The sequence below is a fragment of the Rhizobium sp. 62_C5_N11_2 genome (assembly GCF_051811185.1).
Lineage (GTDB): Bacteria > Pseudomonadota > Alphaproteobacteria > Rhizobiales > Rhizobiaceae > Rhizobium > Rhizobium leguminosarum.
Map to the genome: position 1 here is coordinate 199709 of NZ_JBPWPW010000003.1, position 22888 is coordinate 222596.

Annotated in this window: 17 protein-coding genes and 2 pseudogenes; 3 read left to right on the plus strand and 16 right to left on the minus strand. The window is 58.7% G+C overall.

The window, feature by feature from the left end; translation table 11 throughout:
* Positions 1 to 3: 3 nt before the first annotated feature.
* The 4 genes and pseudogenes from AB8B31_RS30035 to AB8B31_RS30050 all read right to left on the minus strand — a co-directional run.
* Positions 4 to 1698, minus strand: coding sequence for a S8 family serine peptidase (locus AB8B31_RS30035; protein WP_439007615.1), 1695 nt, complete (start codon positions 1696 to 1698; stop codon positions 4 to 6).
* Between the two features lie 33 nt (positions 1699 to 1731).
* A complete protein-coding gene (locus tag AB8B31_RS30040; RefSeq protein ID WP_439007616.1) occupies positions 1732 to 2757 on the minus strand; it encodes a phosphatase PAP2 family protein in 1026 nt (341 codons plus the stop codon).
* Between the two features lie 41 nt (positions 2758 to 2798).
* Positions 2799 to 4754, minus strand: a complete 1956-nt coding sequence (locus AB8B31_RS30045) for an SARP family transcriptional regulator (RefSeq protein WP_439007617.1) — start codon at positions 4752 to 4754, stop codon at positions 2799 to 2801.
* A gap of 164 nt (positions 4755 to 4918) precedes the next feature.
* A pseudogene (locus AB8B31_RS30050) lies at positions 4919 to 5044 on the minus strand (ABC transporter ATP-binding protein); the annotation flags it as partial.
* 210 nt (positions 5045 to 5254) lie between these two features.
* Between AB8B31_RS30050 and AB8B31_RS30055 the strand changes: the two are divergent.
* On the plus strand, positions 5255 to 7030 hold the full coding sequence (locus AB8B31_RS30055; RefSeq protein ID WP_439007618.1) for an adenylate/guanylate cyclase domain-containing protein: 1776 nt from the start codon (positions 5255 to 5257) through the stop codon (positions 7028 to 7030).
* Positions 7031 to 7524: 494 nt separating this feature from the next.
* Positions 7525 to 8547, plus strand: a complete 1023-nt coding sequence (locus AB8B31_RS30060) for a class I SAM-dependent methyltransferase (RefSeq protein ID WP_168320133.1) — start codon at positions 7525 to 7527, stop codon at positions 8545 to 8547.
* A 142-nt stretch (positions 8548 to 8689) separates the two neighbouring features.
* Here the strand turns inward: AB8B31_RS30060 and AB8B31_RS30065 are convergent, their stop codons facing one another.
* Positions 8690 to 8959 carry a hypothetical protein gene (locus tag AB8B31_RS30065; RefSeq protein WP_439007619.1) on the minus strand — a complete coding sequence of 90 codons (270 nt, stop codon included), beginning with the start codon at positions 8957 to 8959 and terminating at the stop codon, positions 8690 to 8692.
* Between the two features lie 190 nt (positions 8960 to 9149).
* Between AB8B31_RS30065 and AB8B31_RS30070 the strand changes: the two genes are divergently transcribed.
* Positions 9150 to 10070 carry an ArdC family protein gene (locus tag AB8B31_RS30070; protein WP_439007620.1) on the plus strand — a complete coding sequence of 307 codons (921 nt, stop codon included), beginning with the start codon at positions 9150 to 9152 and terminating at the stop codon, positions 10068 to 10070.
* A gap of 43 nt (positions 10071 to 10113) precedes the next feature.
* On the opposite strand, the gene AB8B31_RS30075 is transcribed toward AB8B31_RS30070, so the two are convergent.
* The 11 genes and pseudogenes from AB8B31_RS30075 to AB8B31_RS30125 all read right to left on the minus strand — a co-directional run bounded on the left by AB8B31_RS30075 (position 10114) and on the right by AB8B31_RS30125 (position 22846).
* Entirely contained in the window at positions 10114 to 10359 is a 246-nt protein-coding gene (locus AB8B31_RS30075) for a WGR domain-containing protein (protein ID WP_113543791.1), read from the minus strand.
* Positions 10360 to 10455: 96 nt separating this feature from the next.
* Positions 10456 to 10604, minus strand: a pseudogene (locus tag AB8B31_RS30080) (type IV secretory system conjugative DNA transfer family protein); the annotation flags it as partial.
* A gap of 58 nt (positions 10605 to 10662) precedes the next feature.
* Positions 10663 to 12903, minus strand: a complete 2241-nt coding sequence (locus AB8B31_RS30085) for a bifunctional diguanylate cyclase/phosphodiesterase (RefSeq protein WP_439007621.1) — start codon at positions 12901 to 12903, stop codon at positions 10663 to 10665.
* A 125-nt stretch (positions 12904 to 13028) separates the two neighbouring features.
* On the minus strand, positions 13029 to 13841 hold the full coding sequence (locus tag AB8B31_RS30090) for an ABC transporter ATP-binding protein (RefSeq protein ID WP_115156824.1): 813 nt from the start codon (positions 13839 to 13841) through the stop codon (positions 13029 to 13031).
* Positions 13838 to 14827: an ABC transporter ATP-binding protein gene (locus tag AB8B31_RS30095; RefSeq protein WP_018246417.1), complete on the minus strand. Its 990-nt coding sequence runs from the start codon at positions 14825 to 14827 to the stop codon at positions 13838 to 13840. The genes AB8B31_RS30090 and AB8B31_RS30095 overlap by 4 nt, the downstream gene beginning before the upstream one ends.
* 1 nt (position 14828) lies before the next feature.
* Positions 14829 to 15686 (minus strand): ABC transporter permease, encoded by an 858-nt coding sequence (locus AB8B31_RS30100; RefSeq protein ID WP_018246418.1) that lies wholly within the window; start codon positions 15684 to 15686, stop codon positions 14829 to 14831.
* A 3-nt stretch (positions 15687 to 15689) separates the two neighbouring features.
* Positions 15690 to 16694: an ABC transporter permease gene (locus AB8B31_RS30105; protein ID WP_018246419.1), complete on the minus strand. Its 1005-nt coding sequence runs from the start codon at positions 16692 to 16694 to the stop codon at positions 15690 to 15692.
* Positions 16695 to 16806: 112 nt separating this feature from the next.
* The gene (locus tag AB8B31_RS30110; protein WP_018448476.1) at positions 16807 to 18711 is read right to left on the minus strand and encodes an ABC transporter substrate-binding protein; all 1905 of its coding nucleotides are present in this window, start codon (positions 18709 to 18711) and stop codon (positions 16807 to 16809) included.
* 191 nt (positions 18712 to 18902) lie between these two features.
* The gene (arfA, locus tag AB8B31_RS30115; protein ID WP_439007622.1) at positions 18903 to 20411 is read right to left on the minus strand and encodes an arabinosylfuranosidase ArfA; all 1509 of its coding nucleotides are present in this window, start codon (positions 20409 to 20411) and stop codon (positions 18903 to 18905) included.
* Positions 20412 to 20621: 210 nt separating this feature from the next.
* On the minus strand, positions 20622 to 21548 hold the full coding sequence (locus AB8B31_RS30120; protein ID WP_011655028.1) for an ArsR/SmtB family transcription factor: 927 nt from the start codon (positions 21546 to 21548) through the stop codon (positions 20622 to 20624).
* 368 nt (positions 21549 to 21916) lie between these two features.
* Positions 21917 to 22846, minus strand: a complete 930-nt coding sequence (locus tag AB8B31_RS30125) for an ABC transporter substrate-binding protein (protein WP_439007623.1) — start codon at positions 22844 to 22846, stop codon at positions 21917 to 21919.
* Positions 22847 to 22888 lie beyond the last annotated feature (42 nt).

Here is a 22888-nt window from a genome sequence, read left to right on the forward strand (position 1 = left end):
GGGTCAGATCGCCAGAGCCGCCTGTACCGCCGCCCGCGCATTCGGCAGGCCCGACCCGAAGAAATAGGCCATCTCGACGGCATCCTCGCTCTCGGCGTTCATACAATCCGCCGTCAATTTCCTCGTGCCGGGCGCGACAATGGTGTCCAGGCGGGACGCGGCTTTCAGAATGGATTTTACTTGAGGCCCCGAGAGGCGGTCACCGGCATTGTGGCGGCTTTTGTAGGCCCGCTGTATCAGGGCGCATAACCCGCCCACCTGCGCCGACGCGCCCGATGTGCCCCCGAAGGGAGTGTAGTATCCGCCCCCGATGCCCGGATTGGTTCCGAACGGCACGATGGCCGACCACGGATCGGAGCCCTGATTATAGCCGAAAATCCCCGACAGGTCCGTCGTCAGCAGCGAGAAGTGCGAATAGTAGTATTCCCGTGTTCGAAAAGCGCTGTAGTCGTGCTGCCCGGCAAATGGAGAAAGCCGGTCGAGGCGCAACTGATGCCTGTTGAAGACCTCACCGTCGTCAGAGGGGGAGACTAACGTCAATCCTTCGCCGTAATTGCTGTAGCCCGAACGGAAACCTTCGACGGTAACGGCCCCAACTGCAATGACGCCGTTGTTGTCCGCGGCAAGACTTGCCGGATAGATCAGCTGGCTCTCGCCACTGTTTCCTGCGGCGCAGACGATCGGGATGTGCCGGCTGATGGCGAGGATGAGTTGCTTGAGGACGTGCCACGGACGATCCGGATTGGAGCCTTTCTGCGCAACCTTCGGCTCCAGTTCAGGTCCACCTTGATCAGCAAGGGCAATGCGCGCGAAGAGATTGGCGGCATCCTGGTTTTTCCATAATTCCAGGTCGGCCTTCAGCTCGTTCTTCGGATCGACGATGCTGCGTTTCGGGTCAGGCAGACCGCGCGGCAAGACGATCACATCTGCTTTCTGAAGATAGGCATAAAGGAAGGCCGCAATGAACTGCCTGACATCGTCTTCGAAGGACGTTCTGATCGAGATGAGCCTTGAGAAAGGATCAACGCCGAAATAGGGGATGACATTGCGATTGCCGCTCGTGCGCAGCTCGTCACTATCACCGTAGAAGGCTCCTTCCGGCGGAAGGCTTGGCGTGCCTTCTTCCGCAACAACGGCGGGTTCGCCGACGATCAGCCCTGCACAGCAGGTACCATGCGACGCAAACAGCGATTCCGGATTGTAGAGCCGCCGGAGAACACCCTCCGACGTGGCATATTCGGCAACCAGGTCACTGAGATAGTCCCGGTCGTCGTTCGAAAGGCCGATATTGCCGAGCGGAGCGATGTCGAGCCCGGCAAAGAAGGCATGTCTTTCTTCGCGGTCAAACGACGTCGTCGTATCGAGTATTTCGAGTACACGCGCGCCGTAACGATGGGTCGTCAAATCGATTGACGCCTCCCGGTCAAGCCGGGTTGCCAGATTGGGATGATCCGGAGATACGCCGACATCGATCAGCGCGACCCGCGCGGGTCGCAACGGGCCGGCGGAAGCGATGGCATCCCAGACCGTGCCGGTGATGAGGGGATCGGGGAGCGCGCGTACAGCGCTCGCATCGAGCGCTGGTGGTGCAGGCGGAGCCGATCCGTATTCCGCGTCGACCACGCCAAGGGCAGTCAGGTGCCAGAGATAGTAGTAGTTGATCGGTGCGGGCTCAGGCATTTGTGTTTGATCCGTCATGGTTATAATCCTGTTGAGCAGCAACTGGCGATTTCAGACCCATTCGTCGTGTACGGCCTGGAACAGAGGACCGAACGCGTCGTGGAGGTAGGGAGCGAAACGCCGGGCGAGATCTCGCCCTGCCTGCGTATCGCTCGGATAGTGCAGGCCGGCCCATTCGCGATTTTCGGCGACGTTCTGGGCGATGCGGGCAAGCTCGTCGGTGGCCGGATGTTCCGGCAGGATCGTCGAGAACGCAAAGGCGATCGAAAAGCACTGGAACGAATGGTTGCTGGGATAGGACTCGTGGACCGGCACGGCCAGCAACGGCCGCAGCATCGGCTCGAACTGGTTTGGCCGCAGCCGGTTGAACTGGCTCTTGTAGATCAGTCCGACATATTCGCAGGCCGTCAGGATCGCCTGGAAAAGGCCTTCCGTCTGCTCGAAACCGCCGAGATCCTCGATATGCAATGCGCGGGTGAATTCCCCCACGGAGATCGTCGACTCGATTTGGATATCGGGCAGGCGTCGCACGCGTTCGCGGTCGCGGCGTTGCATAGAGAGCAGCACCGTCGTTTCGAGGCGGGTATAATCCGGGCCGGGCGGCGGAAGTATATCCAGCATTTCCCAGGTGAAGCGCCGCGCCGCGGTATAGGCGTTGCGTGATGGCTGCTGGTGCAGCCTGCGCAGCTCGAAGGAGGGAATAAGCTGCGACACGCCGAGGCTGCCGCCGTCCATCGTCGACTTGTTCTTGTTCTTATTCTTATTTTTGTTCTTGTTTTTGTTCAGCGACGCCTTGTTGAGCACCGACTTGTTTGCGACGCTCTTGTTGAGGACCGAGGCTACGGCCATCGTCGCCATCATTGGCCCGGGCAGGGGCGATCCATCGTCATCCGTGCCGAGGAAAAGCACAGCTTCGGGGGCTGCATCAGGCGCAACTGGCGATGCACCGGCGAGAGGATCAGCACCTGCATCCCTGGGTTCGCATGGAAGGACCGTATCCGGCTCAATCCTGAATTTATAACTGTTTAGAAATGAAACAATTTTCGATTGCGATTCCTCAGTAGTGTCCGCTTCCATTGGAGCCTCCTTGCGCGATGATGTGAAGATTTGTCCGGAGTTCAGCGCAGCTTGGCGCCGGCCTTGAGCAGGCCGTCGATCAAGATCTGGCCGCCGCCTGTGTCGAGCAGCGGATAGCCGCTGCCGCGGAAGGCGTTGATGGAGAAGCCGCCCTCGACCGCCTCAAGACGCTGCAGGTAATGCCGCGCGCCGCCGAGATTGTTGGAATGGGCGTGACTGGAGGCAAGATAGCGCAGCAGACTGTTGAAGTTCGGCCGTGCCCGCAGGGCTTCTTCGCCTGCAGCTATGGCTGCGGTATGATCGCCCGCAAGCGCTGCCGCAATGCATTTGGTCGTATCGAAGTAATATTTATGCGGACTGTAGACGCCGAGCTCTTGTACCCAACGCGCCATGGCCACCGCCTTGTCGGGCTGGCCTGCATAGCAGTGCAGCATCGCGTAGAGGTCCCAACTGAGCGGCAGGGCCGGATTCAGGCGGATCGATTTTTCGAACAGGTTGGCCGCATAGTCGTATTCGCCGAACAGGAATGAATGGACGTGGCCGACGAGCGCGAGCGAAACGGAATTCTGCGGATCGAGCTCCAGCGCTTTGCGCGCATATGCCTGAGCTTCCTCGATCAGATGCGCGTCAAGCGCGTTGAAACGTTGGCCAACCTGGAAAGTCCGGATGAATGACAGCCAGGCAAAAGTCGATGACCGCGGCTGATACTGGATCTGTTCTTCCAGGCGCCGCTCCGCATTATCCAGATCGCTACGCGACAGCCGAAAGATCGCATTGACGGCGTCGATCAGGAGGCCGTCTTGCGACAATCGACGGTCGTTTGCCTGGGTCTCCAGGAAATAGGCCAGTTGATCGACGGCCTGGCTGATCAGCGCAGCGGCGGTGCCGAACTCGCCCCGCTCGAACTGCGTGCGGTTGATTGCCTGACTGCTCAGCCAATGAATACGGTTGTTGATCAGGTGCTTCATCACCAGTTCGATCATCACCATGTCACCGTCAAACGTGAGGCGAAGCTGTAGGCATATCGGAAGGCTGATCCGCTGTTCGCTCCCTTCAATATCCGGCAAGGTGAAGGAGCGGTCGCTGACGCCAATGGCCAGCCCATCGGTGATGGCTTTTGCAATGAGATTCTGGAACCGGGTCGCAGCAATTTGTCCGCCCTCTCCAACACCCACCACGATCGGGGGCTGAAGGACCATAACCCATTGCCAGTCACCGTCGGCCGGCCGACGATATGGGTTGCTGCTGGCGATTTCCGCGGGTTTGCCTTGTCTTGGCACATCCGGGGCACCCGTCAGAGGCAGCAGGGCGGAATGTTTGGCGATATCGCGGCTCGGCTGCTGTCGCGGCTCGAAGACATCGTGGACTTGTCCGACATTGAGCCGGCTATACCAGTTCTGGCGTTCAAGCGTTAACCAGTCCTCGAATTCCGGATCGCGGATGTCTATACCTTCGAGCAACTCGTCGGTGATTTGATCCGCGGACCGGTTTGTCCGAACCACCAGTTCGGTATCAAGCACGAGTCGGTCCATATCCAGCCAAACGGTATTCTTATCCGCAATCAAGAGATCACGTGCGGGCCCGAGAGTCTTATGAATGTCCAAAAGGGCCTGGCGCAGACTGGCTGCCGCCTGGTCGTCGGAGCGATCACTCCACAACTTGTCCCGAAGCCAGATTCTCGAGCGCGAGCCCCGGGCGGACAGCGCAAGCATCGCCAGAAGAGCCTGGGCTTTTTTGGATTTCGGAGTAACCGACCGCCCTTCAGCATCCACAAGGGCAAAAGGCCCGAGCAGGAACATCCGAAACGGATCGTGCTCCTTGTTCATGCGATCCACCGGCCCCGCCCCCGTTGCCTCCGATGCGCTCGTTTGGCAGGTCGAAGACCTGGCATCCAGAGACCAGTCTGCCATACCTGCGGCGCCTGGCAAGCAACCGGGAAGGGAAATCGGGATTCCGAAAGGAAGATCGATGCTTTTGCGATAATCGAACTGAAGCATAACCGGCTGAAATCCCTCTGCGTAACTTCGCAAACCGGTCGTAGCGCCCTACCGTCAAAGCAGCGTCAAAGAAGTGTTGTTTTAGGCGCCATAATTTCGCAGGCATCCGCCAAAGGCTGCGAATTACGCAACGCGAATACCAGTCTCGATCTAGGCGAAAAGACCGACCATGTTAAATTGCGAGCCATCTCGAAGAGATAACGATCGACACGTTTCAGTGGATTGAAAGCTTCGAAGGGGTTCTGCAGAACCGGCTGAACCTCTTTCATGAAAGCCTTGCGTTCGGATCTGAACACTTGACCTGAGCACGCGCACTGCTCAAAGTCGAGTCAATCTCAACTAGTGATAAGCGACAGCCCGATGCGGCCGTCAAGCGTCTTCGTCAAGGCGGCGGCCGGAATTGTTGGCGCCATTCAGGTCTCGCGGTGGAATTTGACCTTTGTCAGATGTAAGGTTGAGGCAGTGCACTGAGTGCGGATAGACAGCCACCAGATGGAGCGGTGACCGCTGTGAATCGAAAGCTTGCAGCCATTCTCTCCACTGACGTCGTGGGCTTCAGCCGCCTTACGGCGCTTGATGAGGAGACCACCGTTCGTGAACTCACCCTTTGCCACGATCAGATATCGGCACTGGTGCTCGAGCATGGCGGTCGCATCTTCGGCAGCGCGGGTGACGGCCTTGTCGCGGAGTTTCCAAGTGCGGTTCAGGCCGTCCGGTGCTCGGTCGAAATGCAGCGCAGCCTTCTCAGCCGCTCAAACGACTTTCCACAGGATCGCCGCCTGGAATTTCGCATCGGTATTAATCTTGGCGACGTGATCGTGTCTGGCGATGATCTTCTTGGCGACGGCGTGAACATCGCGGCGCGCCTGCAGGAGATGGCCGCTCCCTCAGGCATATGCATTTCCGGGTCGGTGCGCGAGCATCTCGACGGCAAGGTGCTGTTTACACTCACTAGCCTTGGAGAGCGCGTCCTGAAAAATATCCCCAAGCCAGTTTCTGTCTTTCGAGTGGATTGGCCCGAAGAGAACGGTGAAGGGAATGGGGCAGAGTCGGTGCGATCGTTTTCGGCCCGCTTTGGTAAGGACCAACCATCGATCGTGGTGATGCCCTTCGACAATCTCAGCGGCCAGAGCGATGGATATTTCGTGGACGGCGTCGTGGAGGAAATCACCGCCGCTCTCTCCCGAGTACGAAATTTCTTCGTGATCGCGCGCCAGTCAGCGTTCACGTACAAGGGTCGCTTCGTCGACGTGCGTAGTGTCGGCAGGGAACTTGGCGTGACCTACGTGGTCGAAGGTACCGTCCGACGGGGAGGGGATCGGTTGCGTATTTCGGTCCAACTTGTTGAAGCCGAGATGCGGACCCAGCTTTGGTCCGAGCGCTATGAGGGCGCGACCCAGGACATCTTCGAGTTCCAGGACAGGATCGCGGCGCAGGTCGCTGGCGCAGTCCATCCAGCCATTCGCAGCGCGGAAATCGAGCTCGCGATGCGCAAACCGCCCAGCAGTCTGCGCGCCTACGACCTCGTCATGCGGGCTTACCCGTACCTCTGGGGTCAGAATAAGGATGCTATCAAGCGGGCAATCCCGCTCCTTCAGGACGCAATCGAAATCGATCCTACGTACGGCCGAGCCCATGCTTTCCTAGCCTGGTGCCACGCCCAGAACCTCGGCTACATCTGGACTGACGAACCAGAGAAGGACCTCGAATGCGCATTACGCGCCATCGAGGTTGCAGCGGCCTCGATTGACGATGATCCGACTGCCTTGACCGCTACCGGGGGAGCGTTGAGCCACTGCGGCGATCAGGAGGGGGCGTCGGCCTATCTCGAAAGAGCACTGGCGCTCGATCCAAACAATGCCTGGGGATGGGCGAGATATGGATGGGTCGCGAGCTACAGAGGCCAGCCTGATTGCGCGCGAGAGCGTTTCGAGCGGGCGATGACGCTTAGTCCGGCGGATCCACTCGCCTTCAATATGAGAATGGGCTTGGCCCTTTCCTTGGCCTTGGCAGGCAAACTTTCCGAGGCGATCTCCATTGCCCGGGAGGTAGTTAACAAACACCCGGAGGTGACGTGGCCATACCGGATGATGTCTGCTTGGTCGGCAATGAGTGGTGACGAGGACACAGCTCGATGGGCGGCGAAAAAGCTGCTGGCAGCCGAGCCGGGCTTTACGATCCAGCGCTATATGACACGGCCTGTGTTTCGAGCCTCACCGCAATGGGCAGATCAAATGGCCGAGGGCCTGCGGCAAGCGGGGTTGCCCGAACACTGACTGCGAGCGAGAGGGTTAGATTGACCCCTCATTGCTCGTCGATCTCGCCCCCCGTATCCCTTCGATCGAACGAAGCTGTTGTCGCCGAGGGACGTGAACATCCCGGTGCACGGCCGCGCGCACATGAGCATCTTGCGGCGACTCAATCCAGCGATCGGCCTGACCTTGCTCGCGCCGCAGCGCGACGTTGCATCAAACCTGTTTTCTGGCTCCGCGACATCGTCTCGAGCATGCATCCGAGACAGACGGGTGCTTACAGCGATCGAGATGGGAAAAAGCGTATCGTCCGGCAACTATGGGGAAACTGGTGTAGGCACGACAACGCAGCCATCTTGGTCGGCATGAACGGCGCGCCGGCCGCAGGACAGCTCGCCCATTAGGGCGTGGCACCCGATAAGGTTAGCGCGGTAAGTATTGTAGAATATGTGGATATACGCATAATTTCTGCGGCTGGCGGTGCCAGGCAAGATCGACCGAGGGCTCTGGGGGATCCCATGCAAACAATCGTCGAGGACGCCCATGCTGGCGTCGTGTCGCCCGAACTCGTGATCGATGCGCTGTTTGCATGCCGCAAGACGGCGGCGATCAGGGCGGCCATCGAGCTTGATCTCTTTACTCATATCGGCGAGGGCAAAACGGCAGCATTGCTGGCGTCGGTCACAGGCGCCTCGGAGCGTGGGATACGCATCCTGTGCGATTACCTTGTGGTCCACGGTTTCCTGACCAAGGAGAGCGGACAGTACCGAGTGACGCCCTCGACCAAAATGTTCCTCGATCGCAATTCGCCAGCCTATATGGGCTCTGCCGTCGAGTTCGTCGCTGCACCCGAAATACTCGATAATTTTCTGCGCGATCCGGCCGCGGTCGTGCGAAACGGCGGTTCGGTTGGGCTTGCAAACATTTCTGCGGACAACCCCGTCTGGTTGAAGTTTGCACGCGGCATGGGCTCCTTTACGGGGCTCAGCGCCAAAATACTGGCCGACGAAATCTGCGGCTGGGCCAGGCATCCCAAGAAAGTTTTGGACATTGCTGCAGGTCCAGGCTTTTTCGGGATCGAAATTGCGAAGGGCCTTCCATCGGCGGAGATCGTCGCCGTCGACTGGACCGCCGTGTTGGAGCTTTCGAGGCAGAATGCGGTAAATGCCGGCGTGTCTGACCGGTACCAGACAATTGCCGGCAGTGCTTTCGATGTTGAATGGGGCACGGGTTATGATCTTGTCCTTCTTCCGAATTTTCTGCACCATTTCGATCTGCCGACGTGTGCCAAACTGTTACGAAAGATCGTCGCGAGCCTTGCAAAGGATGGTCGGATCGTCGCGGTGGATTTCGTACCGAACGAAAATGGCGTGTCGCCGCCTTTTCCTGCGTCGTTCTCTTGGGAGATGCTCGCCAGCACGCCGGCGGGTCAGGCTTATACGCAAAGTGAGCTGACTGAGATGGCAGGACTGGCCGGTCTTACCGGCGTCACGGTGGCGGCGATGCCGCCAACTCCGGCAAGCCTCATTCTCTTTGAATAGCCCCATCGACCGTCGCCTGCGTCGCTGTGGTTCAGGTGTCTTCGATTGGGAAACCGCAACATCCTGATCTGATCCGCAAGCGCGAGGCACGCCCCAACCGTCCGATCGGACATCGATTCCACGCGTGTCGAGATGTCCTCATTTACTCGCTCAGCCGATTGGTCCAATGGGGCGCGCGCCATCGTCGGCGTTCGGAGCCATTATGCAATTGGATTCTGCCGATTTGCCGCCGGTTATTTCCGAGATAGCCGTTGACGCCAAACTCCTCATGTGAGGTAGACCAAACCGCCTCGCGCGACGATATCGCCCGGTCATTGGCGCGGCCGGCCAGCAAGCGATCTGCGCTGCGGTTCATCGGCGATGTGAGCGACGTGATGCCGACTCGCTGATCTGCCACTTCCGCATCCGTCAAAACCTCCTACTCAGATTGCAGTCATCGCGTCCTGCCCCGGCTCTGGTCCTGCCAGGCTCGCGCCGCCGGCAACGGCTTTGCCGTCCTCCACTGCGTTGCGGCCCTGCGGGTGCAGGCAGCACTTGCCGCCCGGCTTTCGGACCGCCGTAGCAGGTCGCGATGGCCGCGACCTCGAAACGGAGGTTCAGACATGAGCAGGCAACCATCCAATCAACGATCCGATATCTACAGCCGCATCACCACCAGGATCATCGCCGATCTCGAACAGGGTGTGCGGCCATGGACCAGGCCCTGGACGACGGGACAGGCGGCAAGTGAGGTCAGCCGGCCACTGCGCCACAATGGCCAACCCTATACCGGGATCAATGTGCTGCTCCTCTGGTCCGAAACCATCGCCCGCGGCTTTGCCTCATCACGCTGGATGACGTTTCGCCAGGCAATCGAACTCGGCGGCGCCGTCCGCAAGGGCGAAACCGGCACAACCATAGTCTTTGCCAGTTCGTTCATCCGCACCGAGACGACCGAGACAGGCACGGAGATCGAAAAGGACATTCCATTCCTCAAGACCTACACCGTGTTCAACGCCGATCAGATCGCCGGTCTTCCTTACCGCTTTCATGAGATCGCACCTGTCCAGGATCCGATGCGCCGCATCGGCGATGCCGGCCGCTTCTTTGCCAATACCGGCGCACTCATCCGGCATGGCGGATCGGCTGCCTATTATGCTGCCATTCGTGATTACATCCAGATGCCATGCTTGGATGCCTTCCGGGACGATGCCGCCTATGTCGCCGTCCTCAGTCACGAGATGACGCACTGGACCGGGGCACCGCGACGGCTTGATCGTGATCTCAGCCGCTACGCAAAAGACAGGAGCGAACGCGCCCGCGAAGAACTGATTGCCGAACTCGGCAGCTCGTTTCTCTGCGCCGATCTTGGCATCGCCCCCGAGCTCGAACCACGCCCCGACCACGCAAGCTATCTCGATGGCTGGCTTAAGGTTCTTGGCAACGACAAGCGCGCCATCTTTTCCGCGGCAGCGCATGCGCAGCGGGCCGTCGACTACCTGCATTCCTTGCAGCCGGAGTTCGACGAGGAGGCGGCGGCGTGAGCCGTCTCTTCCTTCACTCAACCATGAGAGACGCGGATGCGGATCACTGCAGCGGCCGATAACCTCGCGAGCGCTTCTTGCGCAAAAGGGCGAGCAGGAGATCGACGGCTTTTGCCTCGCTGTCGAAGACATGGATCTTCTGCTGTCCGCGGCTGCCGATTCGTCCCCAGCTGCGCACGAGCGAGGTCTCGCCAAAGAGGTTCGCCTCGATCGACAGCGCATAAAAGCGAGCCATGTTTTTGGCACGCTCTCTGCGTTCGATATAGACGTGATAGGGCTGAACTGTCATGCCGGCAGGATCGCAAACACCAGGTGAGGGTGTCCAACGACATTTGTGAATCGGTCAGGCCCGGTCGATTCATCGGGGTGATGTGAACCGCTTGGCTCATCTCTCCTGGCTTATCTCCTGCTTGGCAAACAATCTGGCAAATTCCGGGTCGGCATAATAGCGCAACTTTGTCGCAACGATTGGCCGCTGAACGTGAGCAGCAGTTCGGTCTCGGCATGCATGTTGCGAACTTCGTCGGGCGTCAGCGGCGATGAGTCTAGGATCGACGGAAGATAGTCATACAGGGAATGCGGGGTTTGGCTGTCAGCCTGCCTCGGTCATTCCTGTGTCCTTTATGCGGCAAAATTCAATCAACTGCTCCGAGGTCATTGGTCGTGCCAGAGCGTAACCTTGCAATATATGGCAACCGAGGTCTTTCAGGATCTTCGCATGCTCCATGGTCTCCACGCCCTCTGCAACGATGTCGATGTTCTGCGATCGGCCGATTTCGATGATGGAGGAGACCAGACGGCGCTGAGATGGAGATGCGATAATCGGCTTGATAATTTCGCGATCGATCTTCAGGCGTCGCGGCTCAAATCGAAGCAAACTGACGATACTGGCATGTTCGGTGCCGAAGTCATCGATCTCGATTTCGATGCCAAGCTTTTTGACGGCTGGAATGATCTCCTTGAGAACAGGTTGAAGATCATTGAAGGAGATTGTCTCGAGCAGCTCGAAACACAGACGACCCTTCGCGATGGGAAGCTCGGACAGCTCGGCAAGCAGATTTGCCTGCGCCAGTCGACGCGCTGAAATGTTGACCGAGACACGTGGAATTTGCATTCCCAAGCTGTCCCATCTTGTCAGCTCGAACAGGGCCTTTTGCAGGATCAGCCTATCCATGTCGCCGGTGCGCCCCAGCTTTTCCGCGACGTCAAGAAATCTGTTCGGGGCGAGCAGACCCTTTTTCGGGTGATCCCAACGGGCCAGTGTCTCGACGCCGGCAATATCCAATGTGTTTGCATTGAACTGCGGTTGGAAGAATGCAACGAGTTCATCACGATCGAGCGCATGCGTGAATTCATCCGCCAATTCTTTCGAATGGATCGCGGCGCTGCGAAGGTCTTCTGTAAAGACCGCAGCGCGGCCGCGGCCGGCCTTCTTCGCCTCGTAGAGAGCCAAATCGGCATCGAGAAGCAATTGGCCGAGGTCCCGCCCGAGAGCACCTTCAGTCTCCCAGGCGACGCCGACGCTTGCACCGACAATACAGGCCGCACCGTCAATGACGAGGGGTTGCTCGAGGGCATCGACAATTTGCCGGGCCAATGCGTTTGCCTTCGGCTCCGGATCGGCACTCCAGCTGGCGAAGATGAACTCATCTCCACCGATCCGAGCCGCTTCGTCGTTTGGACCAGCCAAATCGGCAAGGCGCGAAGCCGTTGCTTGCAAGACCGCGTCACCGCCGGCGTGCCCTTTCGTGTCGTTGATTTCTTTAAATCGATCGAGGTCGATATGAATGAGTATCAGACAATCTTGTGGACCAGGTCTCGGCGGTTGCGAGATCATCTGGTCGACAAATCGTCGATTGGGAAGCCCCGTCAATGCGTCATGCAATGACAGGTACTCCAGCCTCTGTCGTGCTCGAACGAGCTTTTTCTTGTGAAGGCGAAGCTTTTCGATCGTTCTTTGGCGTGATTTGGTCAGAAAACCGATCCAGACAATCGGCGCAACGACACATAATGCCAACAGGCTCGCGTAGAACTCAAAAGTGCCGATCCCGCTATTTTGGCCCCATCCCTGCTTTGGCAGTGCGGCGAGGGTCCATCGGCCATAAACCATATCAACGGATGTCTGGACCGGTTTCCTGGAAAAGGTTGCCAGGCTGCCGAAAAAAACCTGTTTGGGCGAATTCGGCTCCGGTACGGTGCTGATGGCGATCTCAAGCTCGGTCGAACCAAGGCCACTTTCCTGGTAGAGCTTTGGTATGTCTATTATTCCGGAAAGCAGGCCCCAAAAAGCCTGGCTTGTTCCGTCATTGATGTAGATCGGGCACCTGACCACAAAAGCGGTTCCACCTTGGACAAGCTCCACCGGGCCTGTCAGAACGATATTGTGCGTGTTGCGCGCCAGCATCGCGGCAGCCCGTTGCTTCTCATTGGTTCGGTAGTCGAGCCCGATGGCCTTTTCGTTTCCTTTCTCCGGATAAACCCACCTGACCACCATGTCGGGCGCAGCGGCGAAGCTTCGCAATTGTGAATCGGGCTGCAGGATCTGCGCGGCAAGTTTTGAAAAGCCGCTTTGGCCCATCTCTGGATTGACTGCGATGCCGGCCGCCAGCCCCTGCAACAGCTTCACATTGCTGTTGAGGTTGGTCTGAAGCCGGGAGGATATGGTGGCGAGCTCGCCCGCAACCGTCGAGCGTTCATCGGCCAGCGATCGCTCCAGCCGCCAGTTGGTTGCGACCCAGACGACGATTGCTGCAATAATTGCCGCAAATATTGCGGGAGCGAATGCGCTGGTATGGCTTATTACGGAGCGCGCGAGATTTCTTCGAAACTTCATCAGGTTGCCGGCGTGGATGACAGGCCCTCATCCTTGCACAGTTTCTTTAAGGCAACGCTAAACCTGCCAACGCTCATAAAGGAAAGCTGGCCTATTCGTCCTGGCTGCGCCATCCCCCGCAGCACCTACGTCACCGGGCTGAAGTCGGCGGCCAGAACCGCGTCCTTGAGTGCCCGCGAATACGGATGCTGCGGGTTGTCCAGGACGGTGCGGGCCTGTCCTCGCTCGACGATTTCGCCTTTGCGCATGATGATGATGTTGTCGCTGATATAATAGGCGGTGGCGAGGTCGTGGGTGATGTAGACGATTGAAAGGCCGAGCTCGTTTTTCAAGCGGCCGAAGAGATTGACGATGGCCATGCGCAGCGATGCGTCGACCATGGAGACCGGTTCATCGGCCACCAGCAGGCGGGGTTGCGGGATCAGCGCCCGGGCGATGGCGACGCGCTGAAGCTGGCCGCCCGACAATTCGTGGGGAAACCGGCCTTTCACTTCCTCAAGGGTCAGGCCGACATGGACGAGCGCGGCATCCGCCATCCGCTCCGCTTGCTCTCGGTCCGGCCGTTTTCCCGAGAACGAAAAATTGCGGGCGGTCTCGAAGAGATAACGGTCGACACGTTTCAGCGGATTGAAGGCTTCGAAGGGGTTCTGCAGAACCGGCTGGACCTCTTTCATGAACGCCCTGCGCTCGGCTCTGCTATGGATGGCGACGGTCCTGCCGCTGAATTGAAGCTCGCCTTCCGTTGGTTCGGTCTGGCCGAGGATCATCGCCGCGATCGTCGATTTTCCCGAGCCGGATTCGCCAACGATTGAGAGGATCTCCGGCTCCTCTCCCAGTTCGAAGCTGACGTCCTTGACCGCCGTGATCAGGCGCCGGCCGAGCATGCCGCCCTGGCGGTAGACTTTCGTCACATGCGAGAGACTAAGAAGAGCACTCAAACCTGATCTCCCGTAACGGCAAAACACGCCACGCGCCGCTGCGGCTCGACGGTGACGAGCGGCGGAACCTTCTGCGAGCAAATCTCCATGCGCTTCGGACAGCGCGGGTGAAACCGGCAGCCTTCCGGCGGCATGGCGAGGTTCGGCGGACGACCCTCCAGCGAAGGGCGGGCCGTCGCATCGCCGATGCGCGGCAGACTGCCGACGAGGTGCTGCGTATAGGGGTGGAGCGGCATGTTGAAGAGTTTGGCGGTCGGCGCTTCCTCGACAAGACGCCCGGCATAGACAATGCCGATGCGGTCGGAGACCGTCGCGTGAACCCCCATATCATGGGTAACGAACAGGAAGGACGAGCCCATCTCGCGCTGGATTTCGCGGATCATCGACAGCACGTCGCGCTGAACGATCACGTCGAGCGCGGTCGTCGGTTCGTCGGCGATGATGAATTCCGGCGTCAGGATCGTCGCCAGTGCAATGGTCATGCGCTGGCGCATGCCGCCTGACAGTTCGTGCGGGTAGGCGTCGAGCAGATGCGGATCGAGCTTCAGCCGCTGCAGATGGGTGGCGACCCTTTCGAAAAACTCGCTCTTGCCGACCTTCATGTGGCGAAAGGCGAAATCGGTGAAGGAGTGACGGATCCGGCGCACCGGATTGAGCACATTCATCGAGCCCTGCATGATATAGGACAGATGCCGCCAGCGCAGGGCCAGGCGCTCTTCCGGCTTCATCGCGTAGATATCCTGGGTGCCGCCGTCGAAATGGAATGTCACTTTCCCGGACACGACCCTCAGCGGCGGCCGGATTGCGCCGGCAATGGTCTTGATCAAGGTCGTCTTGCCGCTGCTCGATTCACCGGCAACGCCATAGACCTCGCCGCGGGCGATCGTCAGGCTGATATCGTCGACGGCGCGCACCTCGCGATCGACGCCGTAGAGGAAGGCACGGTAATAGGCTTTCAGATTCTCAATTTCGACCAAAGGATCCATACTAACTTCCCATCCGGTTCAGCCGGCTGCGCGGATCATTGTATTCGTTCATCGACATGGACAGCAGGAAGAGCGCCAGGAAGAGGACGACGATGACGGCGACGGGGGCGGCCACCCACCACCATATGCCTGATATCAGCGCCGAATGCGCATTGGCCCAATAGATCATCATGCCCATGGTCGGCGTCTCGATATCGGTGAAGCCGAGCACCGACAGGGTGATCTCCATGCCGATCGACCAGATCATGTTGTTCATCGTGGTGGCAAAGACGATCGGCAGAACGTAAGGCAGGTGCTCCTCGACGAGGATCTTGCGCATGCTCATGCCGGAATAGACGCTCTGGGTGGTGAAGGATCTCGTCTTCAGGCTGATCGCCACCGACCGGATGAGGCGTGCGTCATAGGACCAGCCGAGCGAGGCCATGATGACGATCAGCGCCGTCCAGGTCATGCTGTCCTTCAGTACGAAATAGAAAAGGATCAGCAGGGGAAATTGCGGGATGACCATGACGCTGTCGTTGATGGCCATCAGCACCCGGTCGACCGCACCGCCGGCATAACCGGCGACGAGGCCGACGACCAGCGAGATGATGCGTGAAATGAAGGCGACGCCGATGCCGAAAAACAGGGTGTTGCGAAGGGCGGTCGTCAATTGCCAGAAAACGTCCTGGCCACGCGATGTCGTGCCGAGCCAATATTCGCCGTCGGGCGGCATATCGGGCGGTAGGAGATAGATGTCCGTCGCGCCGTAAGGCGAGAAATAGGACACGACTATCAATCCGACGATGACGGCAAAGAGCAGCAGGCCGCAGAGGAATTCCATATTCTGGCGTGCGAGGTCGCGGACGATCGTAAACATGTTCTATTCCACCTTGATACGCGGATCGATCAGCGGGCTCAGAATGTCGATGATGAACACGGCCGCGGCAACGCCGACGATCGACAATGCACTGAGGCCGAGCACCAGGCTGTAATCGCCGGCATGCACCGCTTCGATCAGCAGGTTGCCGATGCCCGGATAGCCGAAGACGATTTCGGTAATGACCGTGCCGTTGAAGATCGCGCCGAGCGACATGGCAAGCCCGGTAAATTGCGGCACCATGGCATTGCGGGAGATGTAGGAGCGGAGAATTTTCCGTTTGGGAACACCGCCGAGTTCGGCGAAGACGACATAATCCTCGGTGATGATGTTGGATACGAGGGCGCGCATCCCGATCAGCCAACTGCCGGTTCCCACAAGGATGAGAGAAAAGGCCGGCAGGATGGAGTGCTTCAGTATATCGAGGACCAGGGCGAAGGAGAGGTCCAGATTGGCGTTCATCTCGTAGCCGCCATTGATCGGCAGCACCGGCCAGAGATAGCCGAACACAATCAGAAGCACGAAGGCGAGAATATAATAGGGAATGGGAAGCAGGGCGATGAAGACGAGGCTGACGGCCTTCATCACCATATTCTTCCGGTAATAGCCGGCGAGCGCGCCAATCGCATTGCCGAGCACGAAAGTGATCAGGGTCGACATCGTCATCAGCCCGATGGTCCAGGGCAGGGACCGGAGGATGATAGTGGAAACGGGTGTGGGAAAAGCCGATAGCGAGGGACCGAGATCACCGGTCGCAAGCCGAAGCCAGAAATGCAGGTATTGCTGCCAGATCGAGCCCTCCATTCCGTAAAGCTCGCGAAGCGACTGGCGCATCAGTTCGATCGCATTGGGATCGGACTGCCCCATCTGCGTGATGGCGCCTATGCTTTCTTCGACCGGATCGATCGGGGTCAGGTGGGTGACGAAGAATGTGATGGTCACGCCAAGAAATACGACGAGCAGAAACTGACCGAACCGCTTCAGCACAAAGAGCAGATAAGACGTCATAGGGCAGTGGTTCCTCTCTGGTTCCCTTCATCGACAGGAAAGGATCGACGGACATGCCACATGCCCGTCGATAGGGGGCCGGCGCGCAACACTCGCGCCGGCGTTGGGAGGATTATTTCGGTTGTGCTGGCTTGAGTTTGACCATCATCAGCCTGGAGTTTGCCCAATTCGGCACTGGGTCGGTATAGGGGTCTGATATCGTCGGATAGCCGGTCCAATAGGTCGTATCCATCGAGGTAAAGACGTTATACGACATCAGCGGGATCGTCGGCATTTCGCGGGCGACCAGCTTCAGATAATCCTTGCCGAGTTCGACGCCCTTCGGATCGTCGGCACTGATGCCGCGAATGCTTTCGATGATCTTGTCGAGCTCCGGATTGCTCCAGCGCTGCCAGTTGCGCGGCGGCTGATTGTCACCCTTCTTGGCCACGAACTGCGAGTGCCAGCTGTCGAGGAAGAACGACAGGTCGGGATCGCCGCCCCAGGTCTCGACGCTCCAGGCAATCGCCACCTGGAAATCGCCGGGCTGGAGCGCCACCTGCCACAGTTTCGCGGCCGGCACGGCTTTGGCGTCGATACCGAAGGAAGCCCATTGCTGTGCGATCAGCGTCCCGGCGCGGGTGAAGACCGAGCGTGTGTCGCCTTCCACCGTCATCCGGATCTTGAAGGGCTGTCCATCAGGGGTCAGCCATTTGCCGCCGGATTTCTTGAAGCCTGCCTTCTCCAGCAGTTCGCCGGCAGCCTTCGGATCCGGTTTCCACCAGCCATAGCCGAAGGCACCGCTGATTGCCTGCGGGTCGGTCGGGATCTGGTCCTTGAACTTCGGCTGCTTGCGCAGAATATCGGCGATCTGTTGCCCGACCGTCGGGTCATAAGGCTTGATCTTGCTCTTGCCGGTATCGATCTCGAAATTCTTCAGCCAATCCTGCATCGGCGCCTGATAGTCCTTCATCGTGGCCGCCGTCGGCGGCACGCCGAGCGCCGAAAGCGTAGCTGCCCCGCGATAGCTCGCCATGTCGACCGCCTTGATGTCGATCAGCAGGGCAAGCGCCCAGCGTACATCAGCGTTGTCAAATGGCGGATCCTGCGTGTTGAAAATGACAGCCGGAAGTGTCGGATCCGGATGGGCGAAGGGGAAGCCCGGGAACCAGGTTTCGATCGACTTGGATTTCTCCTTGAGGGTGAACATGCCCTCTGGCGTATTGTCGTGGATGATATCGAGATTGTGCTCGAGCTGGGCGATCGTCCGCTTATCCGGCGGGCCGGGATCGGTATAGGTCACGTATTTCGGGGCCGGCTCGCCGAAGCGGGCAAGCGAGGTCCGTTGCCAGTCGTCACGCTTCTCCCAGGTATACCATTTGCCCTGGGGATCAAACGACTTGAGCTTATAGGCGCCGAGCGAGACGGGATTGGCGAAGTCATAACGAAGCGGATCTTCGACTTTTTCGAAGACATGCTTGGGCATGATCCAGGCGCCGTTCCAGCGAACGGTGAAAATGGCGTGGAAGCGCGAATTGGGCTTCTTCAGCTTGAACACGACAGTCGAGGGGTCTGTCGCCTCGACGCTTGCCACCTGCACCGAGAAGGCAGCGCTCCAGACCATGCCGGGGTGATCCATCTGCGTCTTGACGGTGTAGACCACGTCGTCTGCCGTGAACTCCACACCGTCGCTCCAGAAGAGCCCCTTGCGCAGTTTCACGGTCATCTCGGTGAAGTCGGCATTATATTGCGGCTTGTCGGCAGCCAGCGAATTGTCCCAGGTCGCGCCGCCAAGCCCTTGTTCGGGATCGATATACCAGAGCGTATCCATGGTCAGCTGTTGCAGGCCGGTCGATACGCCGCCGCCGCCATTGACCCAGATGTTGAACCAGCCGGGATTTTTGATCGTCCCTTCCGGATTTTCGACGATGAGCGTCTCCTTGCGCGGCAAGGAGGTGTAGTCATCGGCCTTGGCCGTCGCTGTCAGGCCGAGTGCGGCCAGCGCGACGCCAAATGCGAGCCTCTTCCACTGTTGCATGAACTCCTCCCTAGAAAGCGACGATACGGCGGCCGCAAAGGCACGCATGGGCACGTCGCGGTTGTCGGTTCGCAGAGGCCTCAGGACTCAAGGTCCAGAGCTTCGGCGAACCATCCCTCCGGCTCCCTGCCTCCTCGCAGTGAGCCGAAATCTCAGCCGGTGGCCAATCGTGGCTTACCCGGCGGCGGCTGTCACACTGACAGCCGGATGACGTTGTAGGACAGCGGCTTCAGCGCCGCCCGCAACCGTCCATCCTCAATCTTTCCACTCTCGACAGTGACCGGAGCGACCGTTTGCGGCCGCGCAGCCGTGTTGACGGCTTCCAGATCACCGTGGGTCATTTCCACCTGCTCGACCACGCGGGCATTTGCGAAACCTTCCAGCCGCACATCGAGATCCAGCGCCGCGTTCGGATGACGGTTGACGGCAAAGAAGGTCAGGGTCTTGCCGTCTTCGGAATGGACGGCCGATACGTCGAGATAGGGGACGTCGTTCTCCTCGTCGCTGTCATAGGTCGGACCATCGACGACCAGCTGCAGTGCCGAGCCGCGGCCATATCTGGAGGCGTAATAGAAGGGGTAGTAGATGGTCTGGCGCCAGGCGGCGCCGCCGTCCTCGGTCATGATCGGGGCGATGACGTTGACGAGCTGCGCGATGCAGGCGATGCGTACGCGGTCGGAGCGACGGATGAAGGTGTTCAAGATGCCGCCGACCTGCAGCACGTCTTCGAAATTGTAGATGTCTTCCAAAAGATGGGGCGCATCCGGCCATTCGTCGCGCGCCAGGATCTCCTTGTCCTGCTGGTTGGAATGATACCAGACATTCCATTCGTCGAAGGAAATGCCGATCGTCTTCTTCGAGCGTTTTTTCGCCTTGATGTAGTCGATCACGCCGCCGATCGTGGTGATGTAGCGATCGAGCTTCGTCGCGCGGGCGAGATAGTTGAGCGTATTTTTCTCGCGGTTGGCAAAATACATATGCAGCGAGATATGGTCGGCACTGTCATAGCACTGCTCGAGGACCTGGGCCTCCCATTCCGGATAGGTCTTCATATCGGAATTGGACGAGCCGCAGACCACGAGTTCGAGCGACTTGTCGAAGCCGCGCATGGCCTTCGCCGTCTCATCCGCCAGCCGGCCATATTCGTAGGCGGACTTGTGACCGACCTGCCAGGGACCATCCATCTCGTTGCCGAGGCACCACAATTTGACATCGTGCGGATTGGACCAGCCGTGCTTGCGGCGCAGATCCGACCAGTAGGTGCCGCCCGGATGATTGCAATATTCGAGGAAATTGCGGGCTGCATCCAGGCCGCGTGATCCGAGATTGACGGCGAGCATCGGCTTGGTGTTCGCCTTCTTGCACCAGTCCACGAATTCATTCACGCCGATCTGGTTGGCTTCGCGGGTGCGCCAGGCAAGGTCGAGGCGAACCGGGCGCTCCGCACGGGGTCCGACGCCGTCTTCCCAATTATAGGCCGAGACGAAATTACCGCCGGGATAGCGGCAGTATGGCGTGTCAAGATCACGCACCAGCTCGAGGACATCCTGGCGGAATCCATCCTCATCGGCCGTCGGGTGTCCGGGCTCATAAATGCCCCCGTAGATCGCCCTGCCGAGATGCTCGAGAAATGAACTGTAGAGCCTGGAGTCAATGGTCGCGATGCGGAAATCGCGGTGAACCACAACGTTCGTCTTCAACGGATCCTCCCGTTTATATATCAGATATTTTGTTTTCTTGCCTCTAACTTGATATCAGGAATGTTGTTCTGTCAACCAAGTTGCGACTTTAATCATACTAATATGGATTTCAGAAAAAAGTGTTCAATTACAATTACTTGTGAGACTTAATCGGCCGTCGAAACTGGAAAGAATCGTGATATTTAAATCAAGATTTCCGATTTTGATTTTTCAGACGTGTAGCCGCATGATGATATCGCGGCCGTGATTTCCGAAGCCGCGACCGAAAATATTGACGCCGCCGGTATGGCCGGCATTCTCCGCGATGCCGACCCGGAGCCGGATGGACGAATGTTGGGCAAGCGCGAGGTCGCTGAGCGTGACATTCGATGCGGCGATACCGTCGATGAAGGTTCCGCGCGTGGAGATGCGCCAAGTCTTCATCATCCCATATTGCGAGCCCTCGAGCTTCCACCATGCCGGCGTGAAGGCGCCGCGCTTGTCGCCATAGTCGCCGGGCGACGTCCAGGTTCCGATGGCCATTCCATTGACCCAGAGAGTTATGTCGGAGGGCCAGTCCGGATTGGTGCCCGGCACCTCGGACGACAGCTCCAGCGAGAACTCTATGGCGCGGATATCCTTGTTCAACACCTTGGCGTTGTTGGGGAATTTATATTCCACATATCCCCTGCCGAACCAGACGAGCCCGGCCTGCATGCGCTGCGGATCGAGGAAATAGTCGGGCACATCGAGCGGGCCGATGACGCTCTCGGTGGAGCAAAGACCGCACGGCGCATGGACGTCACAACTGGTGTAGAGCCCCACCGGCATCTCGACTTCGATAATATTGTTGGCCCTTTGGGCCGCACTTTCCTCGAAGCTGATCAGAATTTCGCTGTAGATCGCCGAGCAGATCTTCTGATTTCCCTTCCGGGCCTTCGTCAGCTGGGAATCCACCAGCCGGGCGTCTTCCAAAATCTGGATTCCGGTGGCGACGGTCGATTGAGGAAGAGAAAGGGCACGCGCGATATCGTTGATATTCATCGGCCCTTTGGCGCAAAGCAGCTTGAGCATCTCCAGCCGCGCCGGCGCCGAAAGCGCGCGTATCGCATCATTATTCTCGCCGGCGGCAATGGTCAAAAACGAGCGTTCCATCATTCCCCCACTATTTCCGATGAAATGATGTATATCTGAAAATATGATACATCAAGTGGGAATGCGTCGACGGTTTGTAAGATAGCGGTGCGGTTTCAAGCCGCTATCCCCACCCACTGTGGCATCCAGCCGCCGACCTTAGTGTTCGCGAAGCCGCTGCTCGCGTGAAACTTGAAAAGACAGCTTTTTTATCAAGCGCTCAAAGCAGAGAAGTTATCTGAAATTCAGAAGGTAACTGAAGCGAGCAGAAGCGAAATGGAGTGAGCTTCGGCAAGCACGGGGAGCGCAGCGTCGAAGAAGAGCCGTTTCTGCCGTTTGTCTTGGTGGTCGGAACGAGAGGAAGGCGTCACAAAGGGACATTGCGTAAGGCTCTATCCGATCACCTGGTCAGCCAAAACAATCAGGTCACTTGGAAGCGAGACCTCTATTTGCCGGGCAGCATTGAGATTGATGACTAGTTCGAGACGGCGAACGTATTGGACAGGAATGTCACCAGGTTCGGTCCCCCTCAGGATTTCATCGACCTGATTGGCCATTTGACTCGCCGCAGCGGCGAGACTTGTGCCGTATGATATCAGCGGGCCGTATCTTGCGTGATCGCGGCCAAAGATGGCCGGAAGCCGGGCGGCGGTCGCCAGCCTAACGATCTCTGCCCCGTATGTCGTGGTTCGCGGCACTTCCAAGCATAAGAGAGCCTCTGCGCCAGCGGCCGCGAACTCGGCGAAAGCCGGCGCGAGATCATTCTCGCCCTTTAGGAGAAAGATGTGCGCATCCAAGCATTCGGCCTGAGCTGCTGTCTTCGAAAGGTTCGGCAAGATGTCTGGGACACCGGCATCGCCAAGAACCGCCAAACGGCAGAGCCCGGGTATTACCCTCTTCAGGATACGGATCTGCTCACGTATCTGGCCTGGATCGAAATTGGTGCATCCGGTCGTTCTGCCGCCGGGCCTTTCCGGTTTGTCGACCATACTTGCGGAAACAGGGTCCAGCACGATAGCAAAGACAATCGGAATATCCGGCGCCGCGCTGCGCGCGGCCCAATACGTCACGGCGCCGACGACGGCGATCACGTCGGCTCCGCATTGAACGAGGTCGGACGCGAGCGCCGGGAGCTCATCCAAGCGGCCTTCGGCGAAGCGCGCTTCGAACCGGGCGGTTTCTCCATCCCTGTATCCGAGCTCATGCATCTGTTCGCAGAAGGCGGCGAAGCTCGGATACGTTTTGTCGCCTGCCAGGAGAACGCCGACAATGGGACACCCGGTAGACGCCCTTTTAGCATGCCATCCGAAGCGACTTTCCATGTGAATGCCACTCCACATCTTCGTTCCGCACCGCAGATTCTC

Excerpts from the sequence above, each read along its gene's own strand:
- AB8B31_RS30035 (WP_439007615.1), bottom strand. The coding sequence starts at position 1,698 with ATGACGGATCAAACACAAATGCCTGAGCCCGCACCGATCAACTACTAC.
- AB8B31_RS30125 (WP_439007623.1), bottom strand. The coding sequence starts at position 22,846 with ATGGAAAGTCGCTTCGGATGGCATGCTAAAAGGGCGTCTACCGGGTGT.
- AB8B31_RS30075 (WP_113543791.1), bottom strand. The coding sequence starts at position 10,359 with ATGACAGTTCAGCCCTATCACGTCTATATCGAACGCAGAGAGCGTGCC.
- AB8B31_RS30040 (WP_439007616.1), bottom strand. The coding sequence starts at position 2,757 with ATGGAAGCGGACACTACTGAGGAATCGCAATCGAAAATTGTTTCATTT.
- AB8B31_RS30070 (WP_439007620.1), top strand. The coding sequence starts at position 9,150 with ATGAGCAGGCAACCATCCAATCAACGATCCGATATCTACAGCCGCATC.
- AB8B31_RS30060 (WP_168320133.1), top strand. The coding sequence starts at position 7,525 with ATGCAAACAATCGTCGAGGACGCCCATGCTGGCGTCGTGTCGCCCGAA.
- AB8B31_RS30085 (WP_439007621.1), bottom strand. The coding sequence starts at position 12,903 with ATGAAGTTTCGAAGAAATCTCGCGCGCTCCGTAATAAGCCATACCAGC.
- AB8B31_RS30110 (WP_018448476.1), bottom strand. The coding sequence starts at position 18,711 with ATGCAACAGTGGAAGAGGCTCGCATTTGGCGTCGCGCTGGCCGCACTC.
- AB8B31_RS30120 (WP_011655028.1), bottom strand. The coding sequence starts at position 21,548 with ATGATGGAACGCTCGTTTTTGACCATTGCCGCCGGCGAGAATAATGAT.
- AB8B31_RS30045 (WP_439007617.1), bottom strand. The coding sequence starts at position 4,754 with ATGCTTCAGTTCGATTATCGCAAAAGCATCGATCTTCCTTTCGGAATC.
- AB8B31_RS30095 (WP_018246417.1), bottom strand. The coding sequence starts at position 14,827 with ATGGATCCTTTGGTCGAAATTGAGAATCTGAAAGCCTATTACCGTGCC.
- AB8B31_RS30100 (WP_018246418.1), bottom strand. The coding sequence starts at position 15,686 with ATGTTTACGATCGTCCGCGACCTCGCACGCCAGAATATGGAATTCCTC.
- AB8B31_RS30105 (WP_018246419.1), bottom strand. The coding sequence starts at position 16,694 with ATGACGTCTTATCTGCTCTTTGTGCTGAAGCGGTTCGGTCAGTTTCTG.